The organism is Bacteroides sp. L008, from assembly GCF_040812255.1.
GTDB classification, from domain to species: Bacteria; Bacteroidota; Bacteroidia; order Bacteroidales; family Bacteroidaceae; genus Bacteroides; species Bacteroides vicugnae.
On the sequence record NZ_JBFNXO010000001.1, the window covers coordinates 3545533 to 3566747 of the forward strand.

The window sequence follows — 21215 nt, forward strand, 5'->3', positions numbered from 1 at the left end:
TTCCTTACTTGTAATTTTTTAGTTGTCTATCTTTATTCTTTTCCCAGCACCTGATCGAGGTCTGCCTTAGCAACCAGGTAATCGTATATGGACTGATTGTAGGTGAGTTGCGCCTGTGTCAGTGACACTTGCGAACTGTTCAGTTCGAGCACCGTGCCCTTACCCACATCATAACGTTTTTCGGCAATCACCACCGCTTTCTTTGCCTGCATCACATTTTCCTTGTTGCTGACTACCTGCTCTGTGCTGGCACTCATATTATTGCGACAACTGACAATCTGCATATTCAACTGTCTTTCCGTATCGATACGGTTCCAATCGAGCTGGCGCATCTGTATACGGGCAGATTTTACTTTCGTAAAGTTGCTTGCCTTATATAAAGGTATGCTGATATTGAACATCAGGCTGGAACTGTTGCTCCAGTTATAATCGAAGAAATTGATATTCGGATTATACAATGACTGATACTGATAGGAGAAGCTCATGGAAAGAGTCGGCATAAAGTTCGTCTTTAAAGACTTTACATTCTTTTCAAGCAACTTCATGTTCAAGTCCAACTGCTTCATGGTGGTATTGTTGTTCAGATTTACATTCTCTTCTTTCAACTGATTGACAAACATGGTTGTCTCATAGTTGGTCAGATTATCATTAATCTTTATCTCCACATCGGCAGTGATGCCCATCAGAACTTTTAACTGCAACTTAGCCAAAGTCACCGCATTGGCTGCCGCGATCAGGTTCGGTTTAATGCTGCGCATCTGTACTTCCGCACTGATCTTGTCATATTCGCTCACAGTTCCCTGCTGATATTTGGCATTCACTACATTGTAATTATCTTCTGCCAGTTTATAGCTGCCCTGAAGCACTTCATAGCTATCCTGCGCAAGCATCAACTGATAATAAGCCTTGCTTACCTGATTCACCAGATCCAGTTTGGAAGCACGTGACTTCTCTACTGCCAGTTCAATATCCGTCTTTGTCATCGACATAGCCCGGTAAACACCCGGCACAAAAAGTGGCAGGTTAATGCTCAACCCGGCATTGGCGGTATTCGTTCCGTCTTGCCCCATCTTGAACGACATATCGTTCAATTTCATTTCAGCCGCTTTAATCGTATGGTCTAAGGAACCGGCAATGCTAGCCTCCGGCAACAGACTCTGCCAGGCTTCCTTACTGGCAACTTTTTTTAAGGCGATCTCTTCTGCTGCCACTTTCATTGTCGGATTCTCATCCAATGCAATTTCCAAGGCTTTGTCTAAGGTTAAGGTTAGTGTATTCTTCTCCATCTGCGTGTCCTGTGCCTTTGCAAAACCAAATGCGCAGAGTGCCACAGCTACCAGAAGAATCTTCCGACCTGTCAATCTTTTCATTTTGTTCATAAACTAAATTTCTAATTTAATCTTACTTGTTTGTCAATAGAACCTCACTTTTGCTCTAGTATTCGATGCGGTTCTTGCGATATTCTTGTATAAAGTCTTCCAGTACCCTTGCTCCTTTTTCGGTGGAGATACCGCGTATATAAGTAAACATGATGGACTCGTACACTTCAATGAAAGGATATTCGTTGCAGATGTCTGTATTCAAAAGCACGTCAAATTGCTCACGTACCAGCAAATTGACGATGGAGAAGTTTACATCCGGACGAAAGATGCCCTGCTCTACTCCTGTTTTGAAGAAGGACATGGTTTTCATCGAATCGCTGTCCTGCCGGTTCTTCATCATCTCATATACTTTGGGATATTTCTTAATGTCTTCAAAAAAGCGTTTGTTCGTCTGATGAAACATCTCAATGCTTTTCTGAAAAACTGCAAGTATCACTTCCAACACATTGTGCGACTGTTCAAAGACTTTCTGCAAATACTTGTCTCTGTCTGCCTGTGCCTTCAGTATGCATTCTTTCAACAACGATTCTTTATCCGAAAAGACTTCGTAGAGCGTACGTTTGGAAATTCCTAATGCTGCCGCAATGTCATCCATCGTAATACTCTTGATGCCTTTTGAAGTAAAAGCTTCTGTTGCTGCCGTTATGATCCGTTCTCTTAACTCTACCCGTTGGGAAGCGTCTTTTCCATGCTCTGTCATCATCCGTTTTTCTATTTTATTAAAATGCAGTTTTCGTTTTCTCTTCATTTCCAAAGGAAAAACGGAACAAAGATATATAGAAAACTCAATTAACAAATCAAGTTTCCATCTATTTATAGTCCATTTGGGATTTATTATCATTCAATAGAGTAAAATGAAAACAAGTGTTAATAGGAAATTTGGAACAAACACAGAGGAAAGGTAAAAGGGAGGAATATAGGAAGTAAAGTTTTATCGCTAATAGAAGAGATGGCCGGCAATAAATGCCGGATAAATATCGATAAGAATCGACACTTACCCGGCAATAACAGTCACCATTATTAACGAAAAGCGAAAAAGGATCAATTTATTGTCAGTATTCAATCTGTGTCCTCTTCAGGAAGGCGACTGTTTTATGTATTTCCTTGTACATCACGATGTCATCTTTTACAAAAGGTACTTCTTTCCGATAGGCATGGAGGAAACGCTCAAGAACGGGAGAGGTTTTCTGCGGGCGGCGGAAGTCGATGCCTTGTGCGGCGTTCATCAGTTCGATGGCAAGGATATGTTCCAGGTTGTCCATCACTTTATAGAGTTTGGTTGCGGCATTGGCACCCATGCTTACATGGTCTTCCTGTCCGTTGGAAGAGACGATGGAATCGCTCGAAGCTGCATAGCAGTACATTTTATTCTGGCTGACCATGGAGGCGGCGGCATACTGCGGAATCATGAAGCCGGAGTTCAAACCGGGGTTGGCTACGAGAAATTCAGGTAGCCCACGGAGACCCATAATCAGTTGGGAGACACGGCGTTCGGAGATATTTCCCAATTCGGCCAGAGCGATGGCAAGGAAATCATAAGAGATGGCAAGCGGTTGCCCGTGAAAGTTTCCGCCGGAGATGATCCTGTCTTCATCGGGGAAGATGGTGGGGTTGTCCGTGACGGAATTGATTTCGGTCAGCAGTACGGAGGCAACGTAGCGGATGGCATCTTTGGTAGCGCCATGTACTTGCGGGATACAACGGAAAGAATAGGGATCTTGCACGTGTTCCTTGTGGCGTTCGATTAGTTCGCTGCCTGACAGTAGTTTGCGGAAGGCTTCGCCTGTCTCAATCTGTCCCTGATGGGGGCGGATTTGCTGGATGCAGTCCATAAACGGGTCGATACGGCCGTCAAAGGCTTCGAGGGAAAGTGCGGCTATCAGGTCGGCTTTTTTCGAGAGGCGAAAGGCTTTGAGCATAGCGAACACACCGTTGGCACTCATAAATTGGGTACCGTTCAGCAGGGCTAGTCCTTCTTTGCTCATTAGTTTGACCGGTTCCCAGCCAAATTCGTCGAGTACGCTGATGGCTTCGCACTTTTTTCCTTTATAGTAGACATCACCGACACCTATCAGAGGAAGGAAAAGATTGGCGAGCGGTGCCAGGTCGCCGGAGGCTCCAAGGGAACCGCGGTCGTAGACGATAGGCATGACGTCATTATTGAAGAAATCGAGGATGCGCTGCACGGTGATAACTTGTACGCCGCTATGTCCTAATGAAAGGGCATGGGCTTTGAGAAGCATCATCAGTTTGATGATGACAGGGCGAATTTCTTCGCCTACGCTGCAAGCATGGCTTTTTATCAGGTTTTCTTGAAGGGTCCCCAGTTCATCGGGAGATATATTTTTAGTGCATAGAGAGCCGAAACCTGTTGTTATGCCGTATAACGGTTCTTCGGAAGAAGCTATTTTTTGGTCGAGGTAGTCGCGACATTTCTGGATGCGCAACTTGGCTTCGGGAGCTAGTTCGAGTTTCAGGTTTTCGTTTATAATCCGTTCGATGATTTCGAAGGTCAGTGCTCCGGAACCGATATGGTATACATTCTTACTCATACGCGCAGGTCTTGATTTACGGCATCCAACAATTCTTTTTCTTTCTGGCAAGCGGTTTGCTCGATGGCATCGGCTTCGGTTTGCAGTTGGAGGACAAAATCTCTGTCTTTGAGCGAACCGAGGTTGATACGGACATTCAGCAAGGCTCCCAATACGGCGGTACGGGCGGACATCATTGCTACACAGGCATCTGTGACGGCATTCCGGTTGCCGAGGCGGGCAACATCGGCTATAATGGACATCATATCCAGTGCTTTGCGGGCTACTTCCAACGGAACGAGGGCGGCTTGTTTGGTTGCCTTCTGGATAGCGGTACTTCGGGCGGCTTTCTCTTCGTCGGTTGTTTTTGGTAGTTTAAAACAGGCAAATACTTCGTTGTAGGCAGCCGAATCTTTGTCAATAAGTGCCATAAATTCGTCCAGCAAACGGAGGGTGATGGTTTGTGCGTGCTGCATTACTTCTTCACTGACTTCGTATCCTTTTTTTCCTACGGTCAGCCGTGCCACCATCGTGGAAAGGGAGGAAGCCAGCGCTCCATTCAAAGCGGCAATACTACCACCGCCGGGCACAGGGTCACTGCAAGCTACTTTATCTAAGAAATCTTTTACGGTTAAATCTGCTAACATGGTATTCTATTTTTTTAAGTGATTAATGAATGAGAGTTTTTCAACTATTAAGTGACGGGATAAAGCATGCCGCCTTTAATAGTCATGATTACGCAATTCATGCCTATATAGTAAGGTAGAATATGATAGTTGTCGGAATTGAGGATGATGAAATCGCCTTGTTTGCCTACTTCAATGCTTCCAATCCGGTCGGCTCGTTGAAGAGCGGCGGCTCCGTTCAGGGTGAGAGCGGTGATGGTTTCTTCGATGCTCATTTGCATATAGATACAGGCCAGAGCAATGGTCAGCGGGATGGAACCGGAGAAACAACTACCGGGATTCAGGTCGGTGGCAAGTGCCACAGCACAACCGGCGTCAATCATTTCACGACCTCGCGCATAGGGTTCTTTCAAGGCGAAAGCTGTCAGAGGTAACAGCGTAGCTACTACTCCGGCATCGGCCATTGCACGGATGCCGGCATCGGAAGCGTGCAGGAGATGGTCGGCAGATAGTGCTCCGAGTTCGGCGGCCAGTTCGGCACCGCCGAGAGAGACGATTTCGTCGGCATGAAGTTTCAACAAGAAACCGTGCTCTTTGGCCGCCTGAAGCAGGCGACGGGATTGTTCGACAGAGAAAACGCCTTGTTCGCAAAAGACATCACAACATTCTGCCCACTTACCGGAATGGATAAGGGGAAGCATTTCACGAATCAGGAAGTCGATGTATTCGTCGCTTCTTCCTGCGTATTCTTCGGGAAGGGCGTGGGCGCCGAGGAAAGTGGAGACTATATCGACGCGTTTATGCTCGGCGTTATCCAGGCTGCGCATTACTTTTAGTTGTAGTAATTCTGTGTCCCGATCCAGACCGTAGCCACTTTTACCTTCTACGGTGGTTACTCCCATAGTGCTCATCTTCTTCAGGAAGCTTTCGGCGGCTGAACGAAGTTGCAGGTAGTTCATTTGCCGGGTGGCTTTTACGGTACTTGTAATTCCCCCTCCCCGCTCCATGATTGACATATAGCTTTCGCCTTTCAGACGCCAGGAAAATTCTTCGGAACGTTCTCCACCAAATACAAAATGGGTATGGGAATCGACGAAACCGGGCAAAAGGCAATGTCCGCGAGCGTTATAATGCCAGTAGTGCTGGTAGTAACCATCCCGGTCTTCGCCACGGTTTTCACCAACGTAGGTAATGATTCCTTTGGTCACTTCCACGGTTCCGTTTTCTATGATTTGCAGTTGGGACATTTCCTCTCCTTTACGGGCGGAAAAGCCGATGGGGGTTACGATACGGGCGTTAAATATGATTAGGTTTTCACTCATAAATAGTTCATCATAATTAGTTCATATAATAAATGGAGATATGAATGGGACGTTCTTTTAGAATGATGTTTGCCATAAAGCAATTGTGATTCATTCTATTTTCTTATTGTCTATTCCATGATACGAGCTTCGAGAACTTGCTGCATGGAAAAGTTTTCGAGTCCGAGATAGTAGGAAGCGGTATCAATCAGAGCTTCCATCGGTACAAGGCCGATTATTTCGCTACCTACAATCGTAACACCGTAACGACGGGCCTCGATACGTACCAGTTCGAAGGCACGGTAAAGTGCGGTACGGGTATAGTCGGTCATGTTAATGGACACTTGGGTGATGTTTCGCTCTTTCAGCTCCACTCCCATTGCTTTTACATAACGGAGGCCTCCATTGATATGGCGGATATTTTTCGCTATCTTAGTGGCTATCTCCAGATTATCTGTACTTAGATTGACATTGTAGGCTACGAGTGGCATACGGGCTCCGATTGCTACGGTACCTGCGGTCGGATGTCGTTCAGCAGGTCCGAAGTCAGGTTGCCATTCGGGCAGTTTGATCTTTTCGGCCATTCCTTCAAATTCGCCTTTACGAACGGAAGCGAGATTTTCCCGGTGTGGTGCAGTAGCGGACTTTTCATACAGAAAGACGGGAAGATTAGATAGCTCCGCAACTTTCGCAGCCACTTTTTTAGAAAGCTCGATGGCTTCTTCCATACTGGTGTTCTTAATCGGGATGAAAGGAATTACATCTACCGCTCCCATACGAGGATGTTGCCCGGTGTGCTGATTCAGGTCGATCAAACGGACAGCTACACCAACGGCTTCAACTACTGCTTCACACAGTGCTTCCGGCTCTCCCACAAGTGTGACAACCAGACGGTTATGGTCTTCATCATTACTATAATCAAGCAGTTTTACTCCAGCTTTACCACGGAAAGGGGCTACTATCTGATCTATTTTCTCTAAATCACGTCCCTCACTAAAATTGGGGACGCACTCAATAATCTTATTCCAACTCATATCAAATATCTATTATTATAGAGGTTATACTTTACTGAATAACTATATGTTTTACATCAAATAACTACTTGGTTTATCCAAAATAACTGCATGTTTAAACTGTTCCATATATTATGGGAATTTATTCCCTCATTTTATGGGAATGTTTTCTCTTATATTGTGAGACTACTTTCCCACAATATATGGAACTATCTTCTTTATTAATTCTTCGTCCGCCACATAAGGCATTGTTATCTGATAATCTCCTACATGGGACTCATTAAATGCTTCACTCGTTTCCATCGCATGCGGATTACGCGCCCATGAACGGCGGGCTACTCCTCCCATCACGTCCCAAAGCATTGCCGAACGGAGTATTTCATCTACCCGTTCGCTACCGTCGCATACCATACCAAAACCGCCATTGATTGCTTTGCCAATGCCGACGCCGCCTCCATTGTGTAAGGCTACCAGACTCATTCCACGGGCACAATTTCCGGCAAAGCATTGCACAGCCATATCTGCCATCACATTACTTCCGTCTTTGATATTCGACGTCTCCCGGAAAGGAGAATCCGTACCGCTTACATCGTGGTGGTCTCGTCCCAGCATAATAGGTCCTACTTCACCCCGGCGAACCATCTCATTGAAACGGAGGGCTATCTTCATTCTTCCAACTGCATCCTGATAAAGAATACGTGCCTGTGTACCCACCACGAGTTGATTCTTTTCTGCATCCCGTATCCAATTGTAGTTGTCCAGATCCTGACCGCGTCGATGGACGTCGATACATTCCATAGCCGCGCGGTCTGTTTTTATCAGATCTTCGTGTTTGCCGCTCAAACAGACCCACCTGAACGGACCGTAGCCGTAATCAAAGAGTTGGGGCCCCATAATATCTTCGACATAGCTCGGCCAGATAAATCCGTCTTTTTCATCAACGCCATTACGGGAGATTTCTTTTACTCCGGCATCGTACATGGCTTTCATGAAGGAGTTTCCATAATCAAAGAAATAAGTTCCGCGGGCTACCAGTTTCTTGATAACTTCGAAATGACGGCGTAGAGATATGTCTACCAAGTGACGGAATTGCTCCGGCGATTCGTGAAGAAGTCGTGTGCGTTCCTCGAAAGTCAGTCCAGCAGGGCAGTATCCACCTTCGTAAACGGCGTGACAGGAGGTTTGATCGGATAATAGTTCGATCAGAATCTTTTCTCGCTCGGCATATTCGAGTAGGTCTACTATATTTCCATGATAGGCAATGGAACAAGGTTCACGGCGTCGCATTGCTTCAGCTGCCATCCGGTATGCTTCTGTTATATCTGCAGTCACATGCCCCACCCATCCTTGGCGATAGCGTGTTTCAATGCGTGAACGATCTACTTCGGCTATGATGGAGACTGCTCCTGCTATTTCGGCTGCTTTAGGTTGTGCACCACTCATTCCTCCCAAACCGGAAGAAATAAATAAGTGTCCCCGCAAATCTTGGTCTTGTGGAATACCGAGTTTCAATCGTCCGGCATTCAGGAGGGTGTTGAAAGTGCCATGAACAATCCCTTGAGGGCCGATATACATCCAGCCTCCGGCTGTCATCTGTCCGTAATTGGCAACTCCCATCTGGGCGGCAATATGCCAATCATGTTGATTGTCGAATTGCCCGATCATCATCGAATTGGTAATTATAACGCGGGGAGCATCGGGACGGGAGCGGAAAAGCCCTAATGGATGTCCGGATTCAATAACCAGTGTCTGTTCCTGGGTAAGTTCTTCCAGATATTGCTTGATCAGTCGATATTGCATCCAATTTTGGCAGACTTGCCCGGTTTCACCGTAAGTAACAAGCTCATAGGGATATAAGGCGATATCGAAGCAAAGGTTATTATCAATCATTACCTGAAAGGCTTTGCCCTCAATACATTGTCCTTGATATTCATCAATCGGCTTTGCTTTCAAGTCTCCGGCAGGACGGAAACGGTATCCGTAAATCCGCCCGCGAGTGCGTAGTTCTTCCATAAATTCAGGAGCCAGTTGCTCGTGCCACTCGGAGGGAATATAACGCAAAGCGTTTTTTAATGCTGTGATTGTCTGCGCCGGGGTAAGTGTATAACCACGGTCGGGAGCTCTCCGGATACCTTCTACAAAATCCGGATAAGGAGGTAGTGTGTTGCCAAGAGTTATTCTCATAATAAACAGAATTAAGGATTACAAACTGTAAGCAATACAGTCTTATAACTCTTCGCAATATAGAAAAAAAGAAGATAAAAGGCAAGAAAAAAGACGGTTTTATTATCAGAAAGGCATTATTAGGTTTACAATTTAATAGAATGATAAGATATAAGCCATCTCAAGAGTCGCTTATACTTTTATACAGATACAAATGCAGGCCTTTTATCCAAACGGATTAATAGGTCTTTTATTAAAATGGATAGCGGATTTTTCCATTAAATCAGAGCTATGAGTTCTATGCTATTGACATAATCCGCACCCCTAATCATATCACTATGACCATGGTTGTATATGAATACACTCCTTCCCTGCTATACCAACAAAGATCGACAAGGTTACTTTTTTTGCTTATTCCGCAACTCCAACAAATATTTAAAGGTATGCTTCGCCTCCTGGCTATCATCGTTCAAATATGCCTGTCTCAGTTCCGGATCATTCTTCAATAATTGAAGCATTTTATCTTTCCCCAGAAAATCGACTTTTCCTGTTTCACCATTTAGCTCATAACAGACACGTTTCGTAACCAAGCTTGAAGCGGCAAGAGCATCACCGATATTCCCTCCCAGTTTTACGTCATCTTCTTCCACAAAGTTTCCTCCGATAACCGAGCCTAAAGGCATGGCACAAAAATAGATATTTTTCCCCAACTGAACGGCAGGGGCATACCATGCTCCGAAGCGTAACTTTTTATAGCGCAACTTACGACAATTCAAATATAAATCTCCTTTTTCGTCACGCACGGCAAAACAACGCTTCTTCAAACGTCGGCACATCGACTCGTCATCACCGGCTGTTATCCGGTAATCAGCCCCTCCTGTCAATACAATCTGATTTCTGGAGCGTTTTTCTATACGCAACACGGCTGTCGTATCGCCATGTTGAGCCAACAACTCTTTCAGGTTGGAATAAATAACATTCTGCGCAATTAACGGAAGGCTAATCACGCTTATCAGCAAACATAAGATACATCCTTTCTTCATAAGCATCCTCCTTTCCTGTCTAACGCCTTTTCGAGTGGAAAGTTATAAATTTTAGCGGATAAATGCAAGAATGAGAAAAGAAATATTGAAAAAAAACTACTATCAGGAAATACCCCCTACTTTCGTTAAACGGAAACAGAACTTATATACCCATTCCTTACAGCTAGCAAAGGCGTTATCCAGGCAAGTCGCAATATGAGCTTGTTATTCCTTTCTATCTTCCGTTAATAAACAGTAAATCTGCTCTCGACAAAAACAAGCTCTTATCCCGACCGTTATGAATTATATTACCTTTGTGGAAAAGAATTAAATTTGTCATGGAAAAACAAGAGCAGATCATTACTACATATCAGCAAATCATTCAGAAAACAGAACTGGAGTTACAGAATGCCCGGAAACGTATCTATTATATCAGTCTCCTCCGTCTGATCTTATTCGTAGGAGCTGTAGCAAATGCTATAATCTTTTGGCCTGATGGGTGGTTATGTCTCTTTGTTTTTGCTATCCTGCCTTTTATCTTATTCATCTGGCTGGTAAAACGCCATAATTTCTGGTTCTACCGGAAAGATTTTCTGAAAAAGAAAATAGAAATCAATGAGCAGGAGCTACGTGCCATGCAATATGACTTTTCTGATTTTGATGACGGAAAAGAATTTGTTAATCCATCTCATCTCTACACTCTTGATTTAGACGTATTTGGTGAACATTCTCTTTTCCAATACATCAACCGCACTGCAACGCCTATTGGCAAACAGCATCTTGCAAACTGGTTCAATGCACATCTCGAAAACAAAGAAGCTATTGAACATCGCCAGGAAGCTATACATGAATTGTCCACAGACTTAGAATATCGTCAACAAATCCGCTTACTCGGCTTACTCTATAAAGGAAAACCTGCCGATACCACCGAAATCAAGGAATGGGCAAACAGTCCAAGTTATTATCGGAAGCGAACGCTTCTACGTATCCTCCCGACAGCGGTAACGATCATTAATTTCTTATGTATAGGTTTAGCCATTTTAGGTATTATCTCGGCTAATATAGCTGGAGGAGTATTTGTTAGCTTTGTATTATTCAGCACTATTTTCTCTAAAGGAATCACTAAATTGCAAACGACCTACGGGGAAAAGCTACAAATTCTTTCGACATACGCCGACCAGATTCTTCTCACTGAACAGAAAGAAATGCAAAGCCATATACTGCAAAAGTTAAAAGCGGAGCTTACAAGCCAGAATCAAACCGCTTCTCAAGCAGTACGCCAACTTTCAAAACTGATGAACGCGCTCGATCAACGAAGTAATCTGCTAATAAGCACGATACTCAACGGACTGATATTCTGGGAGCTGCGCCAAGTAATGCGAATCGAGAAGTGGAAAGAAATCCATGCATCCGATCTCCCCCGCTGGATAGAAACCATCGGAGAAATTGATGCTTATTGTTCTCTGGCAACATTCGCATATAATCATCCGGATTATATCTATCCTACCATTGCTGCTCAATCTTTCCATCTGCAGGCTGAAGCTTTGGGGCATCCTTTAATGGATCGCAACAAATGTGTACGCAACGGAATAGACATTGAAAAACGTCCTTTCTTTATTATTATCACAGGAGCCAATATGGCAGGAAAAAGCACGTATTTACGTACTGTAGGAGTGAACTATCTACTAGCATGTATAGGGGCTCCCGTTTGGGCAAAGCAGATGAAAATATATCCGGCTCGCCTCGTTACCAGTCTTCGGACCAGTGACTCCTTAGCCGACAACGAATCTTATTTCTTTGCCGAACTCAAGCGACTTAAATTAATCATAGACAAGCTTGAAGCAGGAGAAGAACTTTTCATCATCCTTGATGAAATATTGAAAGGTACAAACTCCATGGATAAACAGAAAGGTTCTTTCGCCCTCATCAAACAATTCATGCACATGAACACCAATGGCATCATCGCCACCCATGACTTGTTGCTAGGGACTTTAGTGGACTCCTTCCCACAAAATATCCGGAATTACTGTTTCGAAGCTGACATTACGAACAACGAACTTACCTTCTCTTACCAAATGAGAAATGGAGTTGCACAAAATATGAATGCCTGCTTCTTAATGAAGAAAATGGGAATCGCCGTCATTAACGACTAATCCCCATTCCTTATATGAAAATCAAAGTTTTCTATTGCGGTAACATCCAAAACCTGCTTTATTTAGCAGCAGCAAACTGAATATAAAATTTCAAGCTACCTGTTTTAATCTGCCGGAAAACAAAGTTAAACAGTTTCTGGAGATATACTTTTACTGCATTTTACTTTTTGCCAGAAATGCTATGACCGCTGAAGCTTGTTCATTAGTGAAATACTGCACTGATGTTATTGGTTGATATGTATAAGGTATAAACTGGAATAACTGTACAGCTGCAAATTTTTTATCAGCAGAGAGTATCACATCCATACGTATATTACCACTAGCCTCACTCTTTATATTCGAACCTGCAGAGAATGCCCCCGAATTCACAAGATCCCTCAAAGCATCCATGTGTTTCAAATCAAAAAATATACTATGCTCTTTAGCCACACTTTTGGTTGGCAAATAAATAACTTCTTTTGATTTCCAGAAGAGACGGAAAATCCCCATAAGGAATAAACCTGTTCCCAGAACCATCAAAGCCATACTAACCGTAGAAGACTTATCATCCAATTCGAAAGTCGAAGCAAAAGCTAAAATACCGACCAATAACATTACAGAAGAAATTAAAACTCCTGAAATACTTGTACGTTTTGCGATATCGGGGTGTGAAGATGTGAAGATAGTAGCATCAATCATTTGAGTAGTTGCCATAATATTTAAAGTTTAAATTATTAGTGAAAATATAAAGATAAAAAGATATAGTCACCGGTATTACAGAAGATACCAGTAACCACAAAATAAACAAAACTAATAAGTTACTACTAAATAATTATGCGCCTCAAAGTATATACATAGTATTCACTTGATGGCTGGCAGTAATAGGAAGTTGTTGTACCATAAATCCGCCCCAAGTGTTGTGAAAGTGAGTTCTCACGATCAGCACAACATTGTAGCGCATTCTTCAAAGAAAAGAAATATTCTCCAAGTTGCACACGTTGAATACGTGTTACAGATATTTGATGGCTTTGCGAGTTGTTCAATTCAGCCACAGGCTTACCTGGAAGATCCGGTGCGCTGATTTCCCCATGTTGTCTCATTGCATATGTAATAGCACGCTCCTGTTCATCCACCACTTTCGCGGTAGAAATATTGCCTGCTATGCTATGAAAAGCAACTGTCAGCAACAGAAACAATATTACCTTTACAAATTTTGCCATATTCACTTGCAAATATAACAGATTCTCTCTATGAAAAGTTCTATTAAGATATATTTTAATGTATCTTAGTATTAGTAAACGGCAGACAAACAAAAAAGGCTACCTATGAGGGTAGCCCTTTTTATATCTATAAGAATAACTGTAAAATTATTCAGCTGATTCAGCTTTTGGTTCTTCAGCCTTAGGAGCTTCAGTTGCAGGAGCTTCAACAGCAGCAGGAGCAGCTTCAGCAGATTTCTTCGAACGACGAGTACGAGTAGCTTTCTTAGCCACTTTTTCCTTAGCCATATTTTCATTGTAGTCAACCAACTCGATGAAGCACATTTCTGCATTGTCACCCAAACGGTTACCAGTCTTGATAATACGAGTATAACCACCCGGACGATCAGCAATCTTAACAGAGATTTCTTTGAACAACTCTGTTACTGCAATCTTATCTTGCAAATTGCTAAATACAACACGACGAGAGTTCGTAGTATCTTCTTTAGACTTAGTAATCAAAGGCTCAACAAACTTTTTCAAAGCTTTCGCCTTTGCAACAGTCGTAGTGATTCTTTTGTGCTTGATCAAAGAGCAAGCCATGTTAGATAACATAGCGCTTCTATGAGAAGCAGTACGACCTAAATGATTGAATTTTTTATTATGTCTCATTTTTTATTCTTTATCTAATTTATATTTAGAAATGTCGGTTCCAAACGACAGATTCAGACTTTCCAGCAAATCATCAAGCTCGGTAAGCGATTTCTTTCCGAAGTTTCTGAATTTCAGCAGGTCAGTTTTGTTGAATTGTACCAAGTCACCGAGAGTTTCTACGTCAGCAGCCTTCAAGCAATTGAGGGCACGAACTGACAAGTCCATATCAACGAGTTTGGTTTTCAACAGCTGACGCATGTGCAGTACTTCTTCATCAAACTCTTCATTGCCATCAGTATCATTACTTTCAAGCGTGATCTTCTCGTCAGAGAACAACATGAAGTGATAAATCAGAATTTTTGCAGCTTCTTTCAGCGCTTCTTTCGGATGTATAGAACCGTCGGTACTAATTTCAAGTACTAGCTTTTCGTAGTCAGTCTTCTGTTCTACACGGAAGTTTTCTACAGCATACTTGACATTACGTATCGGTGTATAAATAGAGTCGATTGGAATTACATTAACATCCGTGCAATACTCGCGATTCTCATCAGCAGGTACATAACCACGGCCTTTGTTAATTGTAATATCAATCTGCATAGTTGACTTAGAATCTAAATGACAAATAACTAATTCCGGATTTAACACTTCAAATCCAGTCAAATACTTACCTATGTCACCTGCTTTAAATTCACTGGAATTCTCGACAGTGATGCTCACTTTTTCGCTCTCGAACTCTTCAACTACTTGCTTGAATCTCACTTGTTTCAGATTCAAGATAATGTTGGTAACATCCTCTTTTACTCCAGGTACACTAGAAAATTCATGCTCCACACCATCAATTCTGATAGTAGTGATAGCAAAACCCTCTAATGAAGAAAGAAGGATTCGGCGTAATGCATTACCTACAGTAATACCAAAACCCGGTTCCAACGGACGGAATTCGAATTTACCGAATCTGGAGTCCGCCTCCAACATTAATACTTTATCAGGTTTTTGAAATGCTAATATCGCCATGAAATTAATTATTATTTAGAATACAATTCAACGATCAAATGTTCTTTAATGTTCTCAGGAATGTCTGCTCTTTCAGGTATGTGCAACATTTTACCAACCTTAGAAGCTTCGTCCCATTCCAACCAAGCATACTTGCTGTGATTGAAACCTGCAAGAGAATTAGCAATTACTTCCAAAGATTTAGATCTTTCACGAACACCAATCAATTGTCCTGGTTTTACTGCAAATGAAGGGATGTTTACCACTTCACCATCTACAGTAATATGCTTGTGACTAACCAACTGACGAGCAGCAGCACGTGTAGGAGCAATACCCAAACGGAATACTACGTTGTCAAGACGGCCTTCCAACAATTGAAGAAGTACCTCACCGGTAATACCTTTAGCAGTAGCTGCTTTTTCAAACAAATTGCGGAATTGTTTTTCTAGTACTCCATAGGTGTATTTAGCTTTCTGCTTTTCACGAAGTTGCACACCGTATTCAGAAGTTTTTCTTTTTCTTGAATTACCATGTTGTCCGGGAGGATAGTTCTTCTTTGACAAAACTTTATCAGCTCCAAAGATTCCCTCACCGAATTTACGGGCGATTCTCGATTTTGGTCCAGTATATCTAGCCATTTCTTTTTAAATATTTAATTGTTTATTCATGAACTTAATTTGTTGCAGCCGCGATTACAGAGAGAAATTAAATGTAATCCAAAAACAAAATCAAGATCATTGTAAGTTAAAGGTAAATTAAACTCTACGTCTTTTTGGAGGACGACAACCATTATGTGGAAGCGGAGTTACGTCAATGATTTCAGTAACTTCGATACCAGCACCGTGGATAGTTCTAATAGCAGACTCACGTCCGTTACCTGGACCTTTCACATATGCTTTTACCTTTCTCAGGCCAAGATCAAATGCAATCTTTGCACAATCCTGGGCAGCCATCTGAGCTGCATAAGGAGTATTCTTTTTAGAACCTCTAAATCCCATTTTACCAGCAGATGACCAAGAGATAATCTGCCCTTCACTGTTTGCAAGAGAAACAATAATATTGTTGAAAGATGAATGAACATGCAACTGTCCATTAGCGTCTACTTTCACATTTCTCTTTTTAGCTGCAACTGTTTTTTTTGCCATATCAACAATTATTATTTAGTAGCTTTTTTCTTATTAGCAACGGTTTTCTTTCTACCTTTACGAGTACGTGCATTGTTCTTTGTGCTCTGACCTCTAACAGGCAGACCAATACGGTGACGTACACCACGATAGCAACCAATATCCATTAATCGCTTAATGTTCAATTGGATTTCAGAACGAAGATCACCTTCCACTTTATACTCTGCACCGATAATCTCACGAATCTTAGCAGCTTGATCATCTGTCCAGTCTTTAACCTTCAGATCTTTATCTACACCAGCTTTATCTAAAATTTTTGCTGAACTACTGCGACCTATTCCATATACATAGGTCAACGCAATTTCACCTCTTTTGTTCTGAGGTAAATCTACACCAACTATTCTTATAGCCATATACTTAATTATTTTTTTTGCAAAAATAACAAATTATCCTTGACGTTGTTTATACTTAGGATTTTTCTTGTTAATAACATACAAACGGCCATTACGTCTAACGATCTTACATTCTGGCGTGCGTTTCTTTAATGATGCTCTTACTTTCATATCTTATTTTATTTATATCTAAACACAATTCTTCCTTTCGATAAGTCGTAAGGAGACATTTCGACTCTCACTTTATCTCCCGGCAAGATCTTGATGTAATGCATCCGCATCTTACCTGAAATATGTGCAGTAATCTCATGTCCGTTTTCTAATTCAACACGAAACATTGCATTTGACAATGCTTCAACTATAACTCCATCTTGTTCTATTGCAGATTGCTTTGCCATATTATATTGCTTTATCTCCTAAAACTTCTTCTATGAATTTGAATGAAGACAAAATATCAGCTTCACCAGCTCCAACAGCTATCGTATGTTCAAAATGTGCAGCACATTTACGATCTCTGGTCCTCACAGTCCATCCGTCACGTTCCATAATCACTTGCCGGTCTCCCAATGTTATCATCGGCTCTATCGCTATGCAAAGGCCTCTTTTCATCAAAGGTCCATATCCTCTTTTACCATAATTAGGCACTTGAGGATCTTCGTGCATCTCTTTACCGATGCCATGACCAACAAACTCACGCACTACACCATAAGAGTGAGACTCACAATATTGCTGAATAGCATACCCGATGTCTCCGATTCTTTTGCCTTGCACTGCGTTCTGAATGCCAATATATAACGCTTCTTTAGTCACCTTCAACAAGTTACGAACTTCTTCGTCCACCTCTCCTACACAAAAAGTATAAGCAGAATCACCACAAAAACCATTCATGTAAGTCCCACAATCCACTGATACGATATCGCCATCTTTCAGTACAATATCCCCTGGGATTCCATGTACAACCTGTTCATTAACAGAAGTACAAAGAGATGCGGGAAATGGTTCTCCATATTGATTCGGGAATCCCTTGAAAGTTGGAGTTGCCCCATGATCTCTAATGAACTCTTCAGCAACTTTATCCAACTCACGTGTAGTTACACCAGGCTTCACCAGTTTGGCAACCTCTGCAAGAGTTTTACCAACAAGCAGGTTACTCTGACGGAGCAATTCTATTTCATCTTCTGTTTTAAGAAATATCATTTCTAATCTAAAGAATTAATATGCCGCTACACCAGCGCGTCCTTTAATACGACCAGATTTCAACAGACCATCATAGTGTCTCATCAACAAATGACTTTCAACCTGTTGCAGTGTATCAAGAACAACACCTACAAGAATTAACAAAGATGTACCGCCGAAGAATTGAGCAAATCCTGCTTGCACTCCGAATATACCGGCAAAAGCAGGCATAATAGCAACTAAAGCCAAGAAGAAAGAACCCGGCAAAGTAATACGAGACATTATATCATCAATATACTCTGCAGTTTTCTTTCCCGGTTTAATACCAGGGATGAAACCATTATTTCTCTTCATATCCTCAGCCATCTGAGTCGGATTAATTGTAATTGCAGTATAGAAATATGTAAATAATATAATCATTACCGCAAAAACAAAATTATACCAGAAACTTGTATGATCTGTAAACGCATGCAAGAAACCGCCCGCATCATTTACATTTGAAAAACCGATAAACGTAATTGGAATAAACATGATTGCCTGAGCAAAGATGATAGGCATAACACCAGCCGCATTCACTTTCAAAGGAATGTACTGTCTAGCACCACCATATTGCTTGTTACCAACAATTCTTTTTGCATACTGTACAGGAATCTTTCTTGTACCTTGTACCAAAAGAATAGCAGCACCAATCACTAATAACAAGAATACGATTTCAATTATAAACATGATCAAACCACCACTCTTATTTGCTACTCTGGATACAACTTCTTGCAACAAAGCATCAGGGAAACGAGCGATAATACCAATCAAGATGATAAATGAAATACCGTTACCAATACCTTTATCAGTAATTCTTTCACCAAGCCACAAAATAAACATACTACCTGCTGCCAAAATAATGGTAGAGGTAACCATAAACAGAGTCCAATCTAATGAAGCATTTAAGGAAGGGCCAGCCTGCATTTTAAGATTGAGCAAATAAGAAGGGGCCTGAACTAACAATATAGCAATCGTCAAATAACGAGTATATTGATTCATTTTTCTTCTGCCGCTCTCACCTTCGCGTTGCAGCTTCTGGAAATACGGCACAGCGATTCCCAACAACTGGATTACGATAGATGCAGAGATATAAGGCATGATTCCTAATGCAAAAATAGAGGCATTAGAAAATGCTCCTCCAGAGAACATATTTAACAAGGCTAAAAGGCCTTCACTTGTTTGTTCGTGCAATTTAGCCAGCATCGCCGGATTGATACCCGGTAATACGACATATGATCCGAAACGGTAAATTGCCACAAACAATATGGTGATGAGGATCCGCTGTCTCAGATCCTCAATCTTCCATATATTCTTTAATGTTTCAATAGCTTTTCTCATTGAATCAGAGTTTTACTACAGTTCCACCAGCAGCTTCAATAGCAGCAGTTGCAGTCTTAGAGAATGCATGAGCTTCTACTTCCAGCTTATTAGTCAGAGTTCCGTTACCCAATACTTTTACCAACTGATTTGAAGATATAAATCCTGCTTCGATAAAGTCGTTTACACCAACTTTTGCCAAGCTCTTAGCTTCAGCAAGTTTCTGGATAGTATCCAGATTGATGGCTTTATATTCTACACGATTAATATTCTTGAAACCAAATTTAGGAACTCGACGTTGAAGAGGCATCTGACCACCTTCAAAACCGATCTTCTTAGAGTATCCAGATCTTGATTTAGCTCCCTTATGACCTCTTGTAGAAGTACCGCCTAAGCCAGAACCAGTTCCACGTCCAATTCTTTTTCTTGTCTTAGTAGATCCCTCTGCAGGTTTTAAATTACTTAAGTTCATATTGTAATTTCGTTTTATTATTCAACAAATAATTACTTAACAATGGCAACCAAGTGTTTTACTTTATCTACCATCCCAAGAATTGAAGGAGTGCTTTCGTGTTCAACCACACGGTTCAGTTTACGAAGTCCCAGTGCATCAAGAGTTCTTTTCTGATCAGCTGGAGCACCAATTCTACTTTTAACTTGTTTAATCTTTATAGTTGACATATCTCCTCCTTATCCTCTAAATACTTTTTCAACACTAATACCTCTGTTCTGAGCAACCATTCTTGCATCACGCATTTCACTCAAAGCTTCGATTGTAGCTTTAACAAGGTTGTGCGGATTGGAAGAACCTTTAGATTTAGCCAAAACATCAGTAACACCAACACTTTCCAAAACAGCACGCATAGCACCACCAGCTACAACACCAGTTCCGTGAGATGCAGGTTTGATGAATACTTCAGCACCACCAAATCTAGCTGATTGTTCATGAGGAACAGTACCTTTCAAAATAGGCACTTTCACCAAGTTCTTTTTAGCTGATTCAACACCTTTAGCGATAGCAGCTGTTACTTCACCTGCTTTACCAAGTCCCCAACCAATGATACCTTCTTCGTTACCTACAACAACGATTGCAGAGAAACTAAAAGTTCTACCACCTTTGGTAACTTTAGTAACACGATTAATAGCAACCAATCTATCTTTCAGTTCTATATCGTTAGTAATCTTAACTCTATTATTAACTCCTGCCATAATGATTAAAATTTAAGTCCACCGTTACGAGCAGCATCAGCTACTTCTTTTACTCTCCCATGATACAAGTAACCATTACGGTCGAAAACAACAGTAGTTATACCTGCTTCCTGAGCCTTTTTAGCAATCATTTCACCCACTTTAGCAGCTTGTTCTTTTTTAGCAACTTTATCAGTCAAACCTAAAGAAGAAGCGGCAGCCAGTGTCTTACCAGAAAGATCATCGATAATCTGGACATAAATTTGCTTGTTACTTCTAAATACACTCATACGCGGACATTCAGTAGTACCTGAAATTTTGTTGCGTACTCTATATTTGATCTTAACTCGTCTTTCTATTTTTGTTGTCATAATAATCTAATTTTATATGAATTACTTAGCGCCGGCTGATTTACCAGACTTTCTACGAATTACTTCGCCAACAAACTTAATACCTTTACCCTTGTATGGTTCAGGCTTACGGAAAGAACGTATTTTAGAGCAAACTTGACCAAGCAATTGTTTGTCACACGATTCCAATATAATAAGAGGATTCTTATTTCTTTCAGACTTAGTTTCAACTTTTACCTCAGCAGGTAATTGAATGAAAATATTGTGTGTATAACCTAAAGCAAGCTCAATGATGTTACCTTGGTTAGAAGCACGATAACCTACACCTACAAGTTCCAGTTCCTTCTTGTATCCTTCAGATACGCCCACAACCATGTTGTGAACCAAAGAGCGATACAAACCGTGGAAAGCATGTTTTTGCTTCGGGTTATCAAGCATTTCTTTATCGTTTTCTGTTAAAGTTACGTGTCCGTCTTCAATGGCAACATTGATAGCAGGATTCACATATTGGCTCATTTCGCCTTTGGGTCCCTTTACGGTAACCACATTATCCTTCAGAGTGACTGTCACTCCAGCAGGGATACTAATGGGTAATTTTCCTATTCTTGACATT

General features: G+C 41.6%; 25 protein-coding genes. 1 reads left to right on the plus strand and 24 read right to left on the minus strand.

Annotated features, from left to right (window positions below):
* Positions 1-32: 32 nt before the first annotated feature.
* From AB3G73_RS14175 to AB3G73_RS14210, 8 genes are all read right to left on the minus strand, one after another.
* Positions 33-1379 (minus strand): TolC family protein, encoded by a 1347-nt coding sequence (locus AB3G73_RS14175; protein ID WP_148365510.1) that lies wholly within the window; start codon positions 1377-1379, stop codon positions 33-35.
* Between the two features lie 55 nt (positions 1380-1434).
* Complete coding sequence (locus AB3G73_RS14180) at positions 1435-2085, minus strand: TetR/AcrR family transcriptional regulator (protein WP_148365511.1); 651 nt, start codon at positions 2083-2085, stop codon at positions 1435-1437.
* A gap of 349 nt (positions 2086-2434) precedes the next feature.
* Positions 2435-3934: a histidine ammonia-lyase gene (hutH, locus tag AB3G73_RS14185; protein WP_148365512.1), complete on the minus strand. Its 1500-nt coding sequence runs from the start codon at positions 3932-3934 to the stop codon at positions 2435-2437.
* Positions 3931-4560 carry a cyclodeaminase/cyclohydrolase family protein gene (locus AB3G73_RS14190; protein ID WP_122138265.1) on the minus strand — a complete coding sequence of 210 codons (630 nt, stop codon included), beginning with the start codon at positions 4558-4560 and terminating at the stop codon, positions 3931-3933. The genes hutH and AB3G73_RS14190 overlap by 4 nt, the downstream gene beginning before the upstream one ends.
* A 47-nt stretch (positions 4561-4607) precedes the next feature.
* Positions 4608-5861 (minus strand): imidazolonepropionase, encoded by a 1254-nt coding sequence (gene hutI, locus AB3G73_RS14195; RefSeq protein ID WP_367745142.1) that lies wholly within the window; start codon positions 5859-5861, stop codon positions 4608-4610.
* 110 nt (positions 5862-5971) lie between these two features.
* A complete protein-coding gene (gene ftcD / locus AB3G73_RS14200; protein WP_148365514.1) occupies positions 5972-6874 on the minus strand; it encodes a glutamate formimidoyltransferase in 903 nt (300 codons plus the stop codon).
* Positions 6875-7039: 165 nt separating this feature from the next.
* Entirely contained in the window at positions 7040-9037 is a 1998-nt protein-coding gene (locus AB3G73_RS14205) for a urocanate hydratase (RefSeq protein WP_367745143.1), read from the minus strand.
* A gap of 377 nt (positions 9038-9414) precedes the next feature.
* Positions 9415-10059: a DUF6563 family protein gene (locus AB3G73_RS14210; RefSeq protein ID WP_217722717.1), complete on the minus strand. Its 645-nt coding sequence runs from the start codon at positions 10057-10059 to the stop codon at positions 9415-9417.
* Between the two features lie 317 nt (positions 10060-10376).
* Here AB3G73_RS14210 and AB3G73_RS14215 point away from each other — a divergent pair, with 317 nt between their 5' ends.
* On the plus strand, positions 10377-12191 hold the full coding sequence (locus AB3G73_RS14215; protein WP_367745144.1) for a hypothetical protein: 1815 nt from the start codon (positions 10377-10379) through the stop codon (positions 12189-12191).
* A gap of 150 nt (positions 12192-12341) precedes the next feature.
* Here AB3G73_RS14215 and AB3G73_RS14220 read toward each other — a convergent pair whose 3' ends face one another.
* The 16 genes from AB3G73_RS14220 to rplF form a co-directional block, all read right to left on the minus strand.
* Positions 12342-12884 carry a hypothetical protein gene (locus AB3G73_RS14220; protein WP_099145752.1) on the minus strand — a complete coding sequence of 181 codons (543 nt, stop codon included), beginning with the start codon at positions 12882-12884 and terminating at the stop codon, positions 12342-12344.
* 110 nt (positions 12885-12994) lie between these two features.
* The gene (locus AB3G73_RS14225; RefSeq protein WP_099145770.1) at positions 12995-13390 is read right to left on the minus strand and encodes a hypothetical protein; all 396 of its coding nucleotides are present in this window, start codon (positions 13388-13390) and stop codon (positions 12995-12997) included.
* 147 nt (positions 13391-13537) lie between these two features.
* Positions 13538-14041, minus strand: a complete 504-nt coding sequence (gene rplQ, locus AB3G73_RS14230) for a 50S ribosomal protein L17 (protein WP_099145751.1) — start codon at positions 14039-14041, stop codon at positions 13538-13540.
* A 3-nt stretch (positions 14042-14044) separates the two neighbouring features.
* Positions 14045-15037 (minus strand): DNA-directed RNA polymerase subunit alpha, encoded by a 993-nt coding sequence (locus AB3G73_RS14235; protein WP_004296325.1) that lies wholly within the window; start codon positions 15035-15037, stop codon positions 14045-14047.
* Positions 15038-15048: 11 nt separating this feature from the next.
* A complete protein-coding gene (gene rpsD, locus AB3G73_RS14240; RefSeq protein ID WP_004296326.1) occupies positions 15049-15654 on the minus strand; it encodes a 30S ribosomal protein S4 in 606 nt (201 codons plus the stop codon).
* 117 nt (positions 15655-15771) lie between these two features.
* The gene (gene rpsK / locus AB3G73_RS14245) at positions 15772-16161 is read right to left on the minus strand and encodes a 30S ribosomal protein S11 (protein WP_004296327.1); all 390 of its coding nucleotides are present in this window, start codon (positions 16159-16161) and stop codon (positions 15772-15774) included.
* 11 nt (positions 16162-16172) lie between these two features.
* Positions 16173-16553 carry a 30S ribosomal protein S13 gene (rpsM, locus tag AB3G73_RS14250; protein WP_004296328.1) on the minus strand — a complete coding sequence of 127 codons (381 nt, stop codon included), beginning with the start codon at positions 16551-16553 and terminating at the stop codon, positions 16173-16175.
* A gap of 33 nt (positions 16554-16586) precedes the next feature.
* Complete coding sequence (gene ykgO / locus AB3G73_RS14255) at positions 16587-16703, minus strand: type B 50S ribosomal protein L36 (RefSeq protein WP_002558051.1); 117 nt, start codon at positions 16701-16703, stop codon at positions 16587-16589.
* Positions 16704-16711: 8 nt separating this feature from the next.
* Positions 16712-16930 carry a translation initiation factor IF-1 gene (gene infA / locus AB3G73_RS14260; RefSeq protein WP_002558052.1) on the minus strand — a complete coding sequence of 73 codons (219 nt, stop codon included), beginning with the start codon at positions 16928-16930 and terminating at the stop codon, positions 16712-16714.
* A 1-nt stretch (position 16931) separates the two neighbouring features.
* Complete coding sequence (map, locus tag AB3G73_RS14265) at positions 16932-17729, minus strand: type I methionyl aminopeptidase (RefSeq protein WP_148365519.1); 798 nt, start codon at positions 17727-17729, stop codon at positions 16932-16934.
* A 15-nt stretch (positions 17730-17744) separates the two neighbouring features.
* Positions 17745-19085 carry a preprotein translocase subunit SecY gene (gene secY, locus AB3G73_RS14270; RefSeq protein WP_004296330.1) on the minus strand — a complete coding sequence of 447 codons (1341 nt, stop codon included), beginning with the start codon at positions 19083-19085 and terminating at the stop codon, positions 17745-17747.
* Positions 19086-19089: 4 nt separating this feature from the next.
* Complete coding sequence (gene rplO, locus AB3G73_RS14275; protein ID WP_044655423.1) at positions 19090-19536, minus strand: 50S ribosomal protein L15; 447 nt, start codon at positions 19534-19536, stop codon at positions 19090-19092.
* Positions 19537-19568: 32 nt separating this feature from the next.
* A complete protein-coding gene (gene rpmD, locus AB3G73_RS14280) occupies positions 19569-19745 on the minus strand; it encodes a 50S ribosomal protein L30 (RefSeq protein WP_004296332.1) in 177 nt (58 codons plus the stop codon).
* Between the two features lie 9 nt (positions 19746-19754).
* Positions 19755-20273 carry a 30S ribosomal protein S5 gene (rpsE, locus tag AB3G73_RS14285; protein WP_004296333.1) on the minus strand — a complete coding sequence of 173 codons (519 nt, stop codon included), beginning with the start codon at positions 20271-20273 and terminating at the stop codon, positions 19755-19757.
* 5 nt (positions 20274-20278) lie between these two features.
* On the minus strand, positions 20279-20623 hold the full coding sequence (rplR, locus tag AB3G73_RS14290; protein WP_004296334.1) for a 50S ribosomal protein L18: 345 nt from the start codon (positions 20621-20623) through the stop codon (positions 20279-20281).
* A 21-nt stretch (positions 20624-20644) separates the two neighbouring features.
* A complete protein-coding gene (gene rplF / locus AB3G73_RS14295; RefSeq protein WP_004296335.1) occupies positions 20645-21214 on the minus strand; it encodes a 50S ribosomal protein L6 in 570 nt (189 codons plus the stop codon).
* Position 21215 lies beyond the last annotated feature (1 nt).

Bases quoted from the DNA above. Each gene is read 5' to 3' on its own strand.
- infA (WP_002558052.1), bottom strand. From the start codon at position 16,930: ATGGCAAAGCAATCTGCAATAGAACAAGATGGAGTTATAGTTGAAGCA.
- AB3G73_RS14225 (WP_099145770.1), bottom strand. From the start codon at position 13,390: ATGGCAAAATTTGTAAAGGTAATATTGTTTCTGTTGCTGACAGTTGCT.
- rpsK (WP_004296327.1), bottom strand. From the start codon at position 16,161: ATGGCAAAAAAAACAGTTGCAGCTAAAAAGAGAAATGTGAAAGTAGAC.
- AB3G73_RS14220 (WP_099145752.1), bottom strand. From the start codon at position 12,884: ATGGCAACTACTCAAATGATTGATGCTACTATCTTCACATCTTCACAC.
- rpsD (WP_004296326.1), bottom strand. From the start codon at position 15,654: ATGGCTAGATATACTGGACCAAAATCGAGAATCGCCCGTAAATTCGGT.
- map (WP_148365519.1), bottom strand. From the start codon at position 17,729: ATGATATTTCTTAAAACAGAAGATGAAATAGAATTGCTCCGTCAGAGT.
- ftcD (WP_148365514.1), bottom strand. From the start codon at position 6,874: ATGAGTTGGAATAAGATTATTGAGTGCGTCCCCAATTTTAGTGAGGGA.
- rpsM (WP_004296328.1), bottom strand. From the start codon at position 16,553: ATGGCTATAAGAATAGTTGGTGTAGATTTACCTCAGAACAAAAGAGGT.
- ykgO (WP_002558051.1), bottom strand. From the start codon at position 16,703: ATGAAAGTAAGAGCATCATTAAAGAAACGCACGCCAGAATGTAAGATC.
- rplO (WP_044655423.1), bottom strand. From the start codon at position 19,536: ATGAACTTAAGTAATTTAAAACCTGCAGAGGGATCTACTAAGACAAGA.
- rplQ (WP_099145751.1), bottom strand. From the start codon at position 14,041: ATGAGACATAATAAAAAATTCAATCATTTAGGTCGTACTGCTTCTCAT.
- hutI (WP_367745142.1), bottom strand. From the start codon at position 5,861: ATGAGTGAAAACCTAATCATATTTAACGCCCGTATCGTAACCCCCATC.
- AB3G73_RS14175 (WP_148365510.1), bottom strand. From the start codon at position 1,379: ATGAACAAAATGAAAAGATTGACAGGTCGGAAGATTCTTCTGGTAGCT.
- rplR (WP_004296334.1), bottom strand. From the start codon at position 20,623: ATGACAACAAAAATAGAAAGACGAGTTAAGATCAAATATAGAGTACGC.
- rpsE (WP_004296333.1), bottom strand. From the start codon at position 20,273: ATGGCAGGAGTTAATAATAGAGTTAAGATTACTAACGATATAGAACTG.
- AB3G73_RS14215 (WP_367745144.1), top strand. From the start codon at position 10,377: ATGGAAAAACAAGAGCAGATCATTACTACATATCAGCAAATCATTCAG.
- rplF (WP_004296335.1), bottom strand. From the start codon at position 21,214: ATGTCAAGAATAGGAAAATTACCCATTAGTATCCCTGCTGGAGTGACA.
- hutH (WP_148365512.1), bottom strand. From the start codon at position 3,934: ATGAGTAAGAATGTATACCATATCGGTTCCGGAGCACTGACCTTCGAA.
- secY (WP_004296330.1), bottom strand. From the start codon at position 19,085: ATGAGAAAAGCTATTGAAACATTAAAGAATATATGGAAGATTGAGGAT.
- AB3G73_RS14180 (WP_148365511.1), bottom strand. From the start codon at position 2,085: ATGATGACAGAGCATGGAAAAGACGCTTCCCAACGGGTAGAGTTAAGA.
- AB3G73_RS14210 (WP_217722717.1), bottom strand. From the start codon at position 10,059: ATGAAGAAAGGATGTATCTTATGTTTGCTGATAAGCGTGATTAGCCTT.
- AB3G73_RS14235 (WP_004296325.1), bottom strand. From the start codon at position 15,037: ATGGCGATATTAGCATTTCAAAAACCTGATAAAGTATTAATGTTGGAG.
- AB3G73_RS14205 (WP_367745143.1), bottom strand. From the start codon at position 9,037: ATGAGAATAACTCTTGGCAACACACTACCTCCTTATCCGGATTTTGTA.
- rpmD (WP_004296332.1), bottom strand. From the start codon at position 19,745: ATGTCAACTATAAAGATTAAACAAGTTAAAAGTAGAATTGGTGCTCCA.
- AB3G73_RS14190 (WP_122138265.1), bottom strand. From the start codon at position 4,560: ATGTTAGCAGATTTAACCGTAAAAGATTTCTTAGATAAAGTAGCTTGC.